This is a genomic window from Kitasatospora sp. MY 5-36, from assembly GCF_001182915.1.
In the GTDB taxonomy this organism is placed as follows: domain Bacteria; phylum Actinomycetota; class Actinomycetes; order Streptomycetales; family Streptomycetaceae; genus Kitasatospora.
On the sequence record NZ_LFVW01000621.1, the window covers coordinates 1 to 6,770 of the forward strand.

A 6,770-nucleotide genomic window follows, 5' to 3' on the forward strand; every position below is an offset into this window, starting at 1 on the left:
CCGGAGTTCGTCCACCGCACGGCCCGGGTCGGGGCCGGGGCGTGGCGGCGCTTCAAGGAGCACGCCGCGGCGGCGGGCCTCTCGCCCTCGGCCGCGCTGTGCGCCGCGTACGCGCAGGTGCTGGGCGCCTGGAGCGCCTCGCCGCGCTTCACGCTCAACCTGCTGGCGTTCCACCGGCGGCCGCTGCACGAGGACGCCGGCCGGGTGGTCGGCAACCTCAGCGCCACCACCCTGCTGGAGGTCGACGCCGCCCCCGGCGAGGCCTTCGCCGCGGGCGCCGCGCGCCTCCAGGACCAGCTGCTGGCCGACCTCGAACACGGCCACGTCAGCGGCGTCGAGGTGCTGCGCGAACTCAACCGCACCCGCGGCGGGACGGGCCTGGCGGGCATGCCGGTGGTCTTCACCAGCACGATCGGCTTCTCCGCCCGGAGCGACGGCGCCGACAACACCGCCGACGGCGACAACACCGACAACACCGCCGACGGCGGCCCGGAGCAGCGCGGGGCGCTCACCGCGCTGACCGCGCTCGGCACCGCCGGCGAGCTGGCCTCCAGCTCGGTGCGCACCCCGCAGGTGTGGCTCGACCACCAGGCCCTGGAGGAGGCCGGGGAGCTGGTCCTGAACTGGGACGTGGTGGAGGAGGTGTTCCCCGAGGGCGTCGTCGACGGGATGTGGGAGGCCTACCGGGACCTGGTGCGCGGCCTGTGCGAGGAGGGCGCGTGGCGCCGCCCGCCGGCCGTGCTCGCGCCGGAGTCCGACCTGGCGGTCCGCCGGGCCGTCAACGCCACCGACGGCCCCGTCCCCGCCGAGCTGCTGCACGACGCGTTCCTGCGGCAGGCCGCGGCCCGGCCGGACGCGCCCGCCGTCATCACCGCCGCCCGGACCCTCAGCTACCGCGAGGTGGACCGCCGGTCCGACCGGATCGCCCGTCGGCTGATCGAGGACGGCACCGGCCCGGGCACGCTGGTCGGCATCGTGCTGGACAAGGGCTGGGAGCAGGTCGTCGCGGCGCTGGCCGTCCTCAAGACCGGGGCCGCCTACGTGCCGGTCGACGCCGCCGTGCCCGGCCCGCGCCTGCGGATGATCGTGGAGGCCGCCGGGATCGGCCTGGTGCTGACCCGCTCGGCGATCGCGGCCGGGCTCGACCTGCCGGACGGCACCCGCGCGCTGCACGTCGACACCGAGCCGGAGGACACCGGCGCGGACGGCCCGCTGCCGCCCTCCCCGGCCCGGCCCGAGGACCTCGCGTACGTCATCTTCACCTCGGGCTCCACCGGGGTGCCGAAGGGCGTGATGATCGAGCACACCGGCGCGGTCAACACGATCCGGGACGTCAACGACCGGTTCGGCGTGACCGGGGACGACCGGGTGCTGGCGCTGTCGGCGTTCAACTTCGACCTCTCGGTCTACGACGTGTTCGGCCTGCTCGCGGTCGGCGGCGCCGTGGTCCTGCCCGAGGCCCCGGCGCAGCGCGAGCCGGCCGCCTGGCTGGACCTGGTGACCCGGCACCGGGTGACGGTCTGGAACAGCGTCCCCGCGCTGATGGAGATGTTCGTCGAGCACGTGCGGGCGCTCGGCGGCCCGTTCCCGCTGCGGCTGGTGATGATGAGCGGCGACTGGATCCCCGTCACCTTCCCCGGCGCCGTCGCCGCGGTCCTGCCGGACGCGCGGGTCGTCGGCCTGGGCGGTGCGACCGAGGCCTCGATCTGGTCGATCCTGCACCCGATCACCGACGTGGACCCGGAGCGGACGAGCATCCCGTACGGCCGGCCGATGCGGAACCAGCGCTTCCATGTGCTGGACGAGGCGCTGCGGCCGCGCCCGGCCTGGGTCCCCGGCGACCTGTACATCGCGGGCACCGGCCTGGCCCGCGGCTACCTCGGCGACGAGGAGAAGACCCGCGCGGCCTTCCCGCGCCACCCGGTGACGGGGGAGCGGCTCTACCGCACCGGCGACCTCGGCCGCTACCTGCCGGACGGCGACATCGAGTTCCTCGGGCGCGCGGACTTCCAGGTGAAGATCCAGGGCCACCGGATCGAGCTCGGCGAGGTCGAGGCGGCGCTGCTGCGCCGGCCGGACGTCCGGGCGGCGGCCGTGGTGGCCGAGGGCGAGCGCGGCGGCCCGCGGCGGCTCGTCGGCTACGCGGTGGCGGACGCCTCCGAGGAGGAGCTGCGCGCGGCGCTCGGCCGGGAACTGCCGGGGTACCTGGTGCCCGCCCGGATCGTCCTGCTGCCGGAGCTGCCGCTGACCGACAACGGCAAGGTGGACCGCCGTCGGCTTCCCACGCCCGGGCTCGCGGCCCCGCGCCCCGGCGGGGCGGTCGCCCCGCGCGACGCGGCCGAGCGGCTGCTCGCCGGGATCTGGGCCGAGTTCTTCGGCACTCCCGCGGCGACCGCCGACACCGCCCCGGACCCCGCCGACGCCGCCCCGGACCCTTCCGACGCCGCCCCGGACCCCGCCGGTTTCGACGTCACGGCGAACTTCTTCGACCTCGGCGGCGACTCCATGCTCGCGGTGCGGATGATGGCCCGGATCAGGCAGTGCACCGGCCGCTCGCTGCCGGTGGCCACGTTGCTCGCCCGGCCGACCGTCGAGGCGCTCGCCGGGGTGCTGCGCGAGCGGGCCGACGACGAGGGCCGGGCGGCCCTGGTCACCGTCCGGGGCACCGGGGCCCGGCCGCCGCTGTTCCTGGTCCACCCGGTCGGCGGCGACGTGCTCTGCTACGCCGGGCTCGCCGCCCTGCTGGACGGGGACCAGCCGGTCCACGCCCTCCAGTACCCCGAAGCGGACCCCGGGGCGGACCCCGGGGCGCAGCCCGCCCCGAGGACCGTGGCCGAGCTGGCCGCGCACTACGCCGACGCGATCACCGCGCGGTTCCCGGACGGCCCGTACCGGCTCGGCGGCTGGTCGATGGGCGGGGTGATCGCCCTGGAGACCGCCCGGCTGCTCACCGACCGGGGCGCGGCGGTCGAGCTGGTCGCGGCCGTGGACCTGCTCGAACCGCCCGGCCGCACCGAGCCCGCCGCCGAGCCGGCGCTGCTGGCCCGGTTCGCCCGTGACCTGGCCGGGCTGGCCGGCCACGACTGGAACCCCGGGCCGGAGGAGTTCGAGCCGGTCGACGGCGGCTCCCCGGTCGAGGAGCTGCTGACCCGGGCCCGGCGGGCCGGCGTCCTGCCGGAGGAGATCGACGGCGCCACCCTGGAGCGGCTCGCGGGCCGGTTCCTGCGCCTCAGCCGGGCGCTGGCCGAGCACCGGCCCGTCCCGTACCGGGGCCGGGTCCGGCTGCTGCGGGCGATGGACGGGGCCAGCACGGCCACCACCCGGCGGTGGCTGGAGCTGCTCGGCGACCGGGCGGAGAGCGTCGACGTGCCCGGCGACCACTACAGCGTCATGCGCGCCCCGTACCTCCAGACCCTGGCGGCCGAGCTCGACAAGGCGCTGAACGACCTGTGACCCGCCGCCCCGGAGAACCCCACCGCACCCGCCGAACCAGGAGGACCGGATGACCACCCTCGAACTGCCGCCCCGCACCGGGACGGCCCGCACCGGTACGCCCCGGACCGGGACGGCCCGCACCGCCGCCTCGGTCCTGGACCGGGTACGGAGCTACGCCGCCGGCCTGCCGGCCACCGCGCCGGAGACCGAACGGCTGGGCCGGATCCCCGGTGACGTCCTGGCGGGCCTGAAGGCCACCGGGCTGCTGCGGGCCGCCCTGCCGCCGCGGCTGGGCGGGGTCGAGCTGACCGTGCCGGAGACCACCCGGGCGATCGACCTGCTGGCCGAGGGCGACGCCTCGGTCGCCTGGTGCGCGTCCGTCGCGCTGAACGCCTCGCTGGCCGTGGTCTCGCTGCCCGAGGACGTCTTCGCCGAGCTGTTCCCGGACCCGGACCTGATCACCGCGACGGTGCTGCCGCCGGCCGGGCGGTCGGTCCGGCACGGCGGCGGCCACCTGCTGACCGGCCGCTGGACCCACGCCAGCGGGATCACCCACGCCGACCGGGTGCTGGCCGGGTTCCTGACCCCGGAGGGCACCCCGAGGGTCGCCGTCCTGGACGCCGCGCAGGTCCGGGTGCTCGACACCTGGCACACCACCGGGCTGCGCGGCACCGGCTCGCACGACATCGAGGTCGCCGACCTGTTCGTCCCGGAGCGGCACACCTTCGCCCTGGCGCCGTCCGGCACCCGGGCGGAGCCGCTCCACCTGCGCGCCGACAACCTCGCCCTCAAGATGGCGGGCGTGCCGCTGGGGATCGGCCGGGCCGCGCTGGCCGGCGCCCGGGAGCTGCTGTCCCCCCGGCGCTCCGCGCTGCCCTACCCGGGGGTCCGGGCCGACCTCGCGCACGCCGAGTCGCTGATCGGCGCGGCGGACGCCTACGTGTACCGCACGCTGGAGCAGGCCTGGGCGGCCCAGGCGGAGGGCCTGGCGCCGGAGCGCGGCACGGCGGCGCTGGCCCGCCGGTTCGCCCACCGGGCCTGCCGGGAGGCGGTCCAACTCCTGTACGACGCCGTGGGATCGGCCGCGGTCTACAGCGAGCGCACCCCGCTCGACCGCTGCCTGCGCGACGTCGTCACGGCGGGCCGCCACGTCGCCTCGGCGGAGAAGGTCCTGGACGGTGTCGGCGAGCTGCGGCTCGGGGGCGCGCCCGAGTCCCCGCACCTCTGATCAGGGGCCCTCAGGCCGTCACGCCTCCTCGCGCCAGCCCTCGTAGCCGGCCGCGAGGCGGTCGAGGGCGTGCAGCAGCGCCGGGGTCCAGCCGCTCTCCGGGGCCTCGGCCACGACCAGCCACTGGGCGTCCTCGGCGTCGTCCTCGCCCGCGAGCGCGTCGCGGACGACTTCGAGCTCGCCGAGGTCGGGCTGGGCGGCGCCGAGCTCCTCGGCGGCCTCCTCGGCGGTGTCGCGGTCGGGCAGGACGAGCAGCTGCCGGGCGTACGGGTCGTCGACGGCCGGGAGGTCGGTGGTGTGGTTCTCGCTCACCCGGACATTGTCCAGGTCGGGCCGCCCGCTCCGTCGGGCGGGAGTGTCCGCGGCCCGTGGGATGCTGGTAGGCGATGGCCAGGAAGAGTGCACCCGACGACCTGCTCGCCCCGCTGACCCTCGCGGTCGGCCAGGAGGAGCTGCTGCTGGACCGCGCGGTCGCCCAGGTGGTGGCGGCGGCGAAGGCGGCGGACCCGGACACCGACGTACGGGACCTGCCGCCCGGCGGCCTGCAGCCCGGCAGCCTGGCCGAGCTGACCACGCCGTCGCTGTTCGCCGAGCGCAAGGTGATCGTGGTCCGGGCCGCGCAGGACCTCTCCGCCGACTCCGTGAAGGAGGTCAAGGCGTACATCGAGGCCCCGGCCGAAGAAGTGATCGTGGTGCTGGTGCACGCCGGCGGCGCCAAGGGCAAGGGCCTGCTGGACGCCGGGCGCAAGGCCGGCGGGCGCGAGGTGGCCTGCCCCAAGCTGGCCAAGGCGAGCGAGCGGCTGGCCTTCGTCAAGGGCGAGTTCCGCACCCTGGGCCGCTCCGCGACCCCGGAGGCCTGCCAGACGCTGCTGGACGCGCTCGGCAGCGACCTGCGCGAGCTGGCGGCCGCCTGCAACCAGCTGACCTCCGACGTCGAGGGCACGATCGACGAGACGGTGGTGGCCCGCTACTACAGCGGCCGGGCCGAGGCGACCGGCTTCGAGGTCGCCGACCTGGCGGTCACCGGCCGGGCCGCGGAGGCGCTGGAGCGGCTGCGCTGGGCGCTGGCCGTCGGCCAGCCGCCGACCGGCATCACCTACGCGCTGGCCTCCGGCGTGCGCAGCATCGGCCGGCTGGCGAGCGCCGGGCGGAACATGCGCCCGGGCGACCTGGCCCGCGAGCTGGGCATGCCGCCGTGGAAGGTCGACCGGGTCCGCCAGCAGATGCGCGGCTGGACGGGCGACGGGGTGGCCACCGCGCTGACCGCGATCGCCCAGGCCGACGCCGCCGTCAAGGGCGGCTCGGACGACCCGGCGTACGCCCTGGAGCGCGCGGTGGTCGCCGTCGCCGGGGCCTCCCGGGCCGGCTCCCGGCCCGCCTACTGACGGCCCGGCGCCGCGGGCCCCGGCGCTACTTCTTCATGGCCCGCACGGTGTCCTGCCCGTCGGACTGGAGGGCGGTGCGCAGCTCCTCCTTGGTCGGCGGCTTGCCCTTGCCCTCGGTGTAGCCGGCCGAGTAGGTGACGTAGTACGTCATCCCGCCGTCGCGGATGTCCAGTTCGGCGTAGACGCTGTGGTACTGGTCCGAGCCGTCGTCCTTGTACAGGAAGTACGCCTCCTCGCCGAGCCCCGCGATGTCGGTGACCTGGTAGCCGCGGGCCCGGTAGAGCTCCTTGTTGGCCTCCAGCTCGGGCGCCGGGTTGACCGCCTTGTGCAGGTCGACGCGCATGTAGAGGGTGGCGGACTCGCTGTCGCTGGTGCCGCCGGTGCGCTTGAGCGACATCGAGCAGTTCATGCTGTCCAGCGCCGGGTGCCGGTCGGTGTGGTGGGTCGGCTTGGAGGTGTCCGAGACGGAGTAGGTCTGCAGGAGCTTCGTGGGCTTCCCGGTGGCGCAGAAGTCGTCGGAGAGGTGGTAGCCGCGCAGGTCGCGCGGCGAGGAGTCGCTGCTGACCAGGCCGGGGACGGCCGTCACGGCGGCGGCCCAGCCGATCGAGACGGTCACCGCGCCGACGAACGCCCAGACGGCGTTGCGCCGCAGGTTCCCGCTCCGCCCGGGGGCGGGGGCGGCGGGCAGGCCGGGCGCGGTGGGCAGCCCCGGCGGCGGTCCG

General features: G+C 76.5%; 5 protein-coding genes. 3 read left to right on the plus strand and 2 right to left on the minus strand.

Annotated elements, in window-relative coordinates:
• Both AE652_RS31885 and AE652_RS31890 read left to right on the plus strand, forming a co-directional pair.
• Positions 1 to 3,453, plus strand: a 3,453-nt coding sequence (locus AE652_RS31885) for an amino acid adenylation domain-containing protein (protein WP_159028605.1), incomplete at its 5' end; no start/stop codon positions are given.
• Positions 3,454 to 3,502: 49 nt separating this feature from the next.
• Positions 3,503 to 4,663, plus strand: coding sequence for an acyl-CoA dehydrogenase family protein (locus AE652_RS31890; RefSeq protein ID WP_049657892.1), 1,161 nt, complete (start codon positions 3,503 to 3,505; stop codon positions 4,661 to 4,663).
• 18 nt (positions 4,664 to 4,681) lie between these two features.
• Here the strand turns inward: AE652_RS31890 and AE652_RS31895 are convergent, their stop codons facing one another.
• Entirely contained in the window at positions 4,682 to 4,975 is a 294-nt protein-coding gene (locus AE652_RS31895) for a hypothetical protein (protein ID WP_049657893.1), read from the minus strand.
• A gap of 74 nt (positions 4,976 to 5,049) precedes the next feature.
• On the opposite strand from AE652_RS31895, the gene holA reads away from it, so the two are divergent.
• The gene (holA, locus tag AE652_RS31900) at positions 5,050 to 6,048 is read left to right on the plus strand and encodes a DNA polymerase III subunit delta (RefSeq protein WP_049657895.1); all 999 of its coding nucleotides are present in this window, start codon (positions 5,050 to 5,052) and stop codon (positions 6,046 to 6,048) included.
• Positions 6,049 to 6,073: 25 nt separating this feature from the next.
• Here the strand turns inward: holA and AE652_RS31905 are convergent.
• On the minus strand, positions 6,074 to 6,770 hold a 697-nt coding region (locus AE652_RS31905; RefSeq protein WP_049657897.1), incomplete at its 5' end, for a hypothetical protein.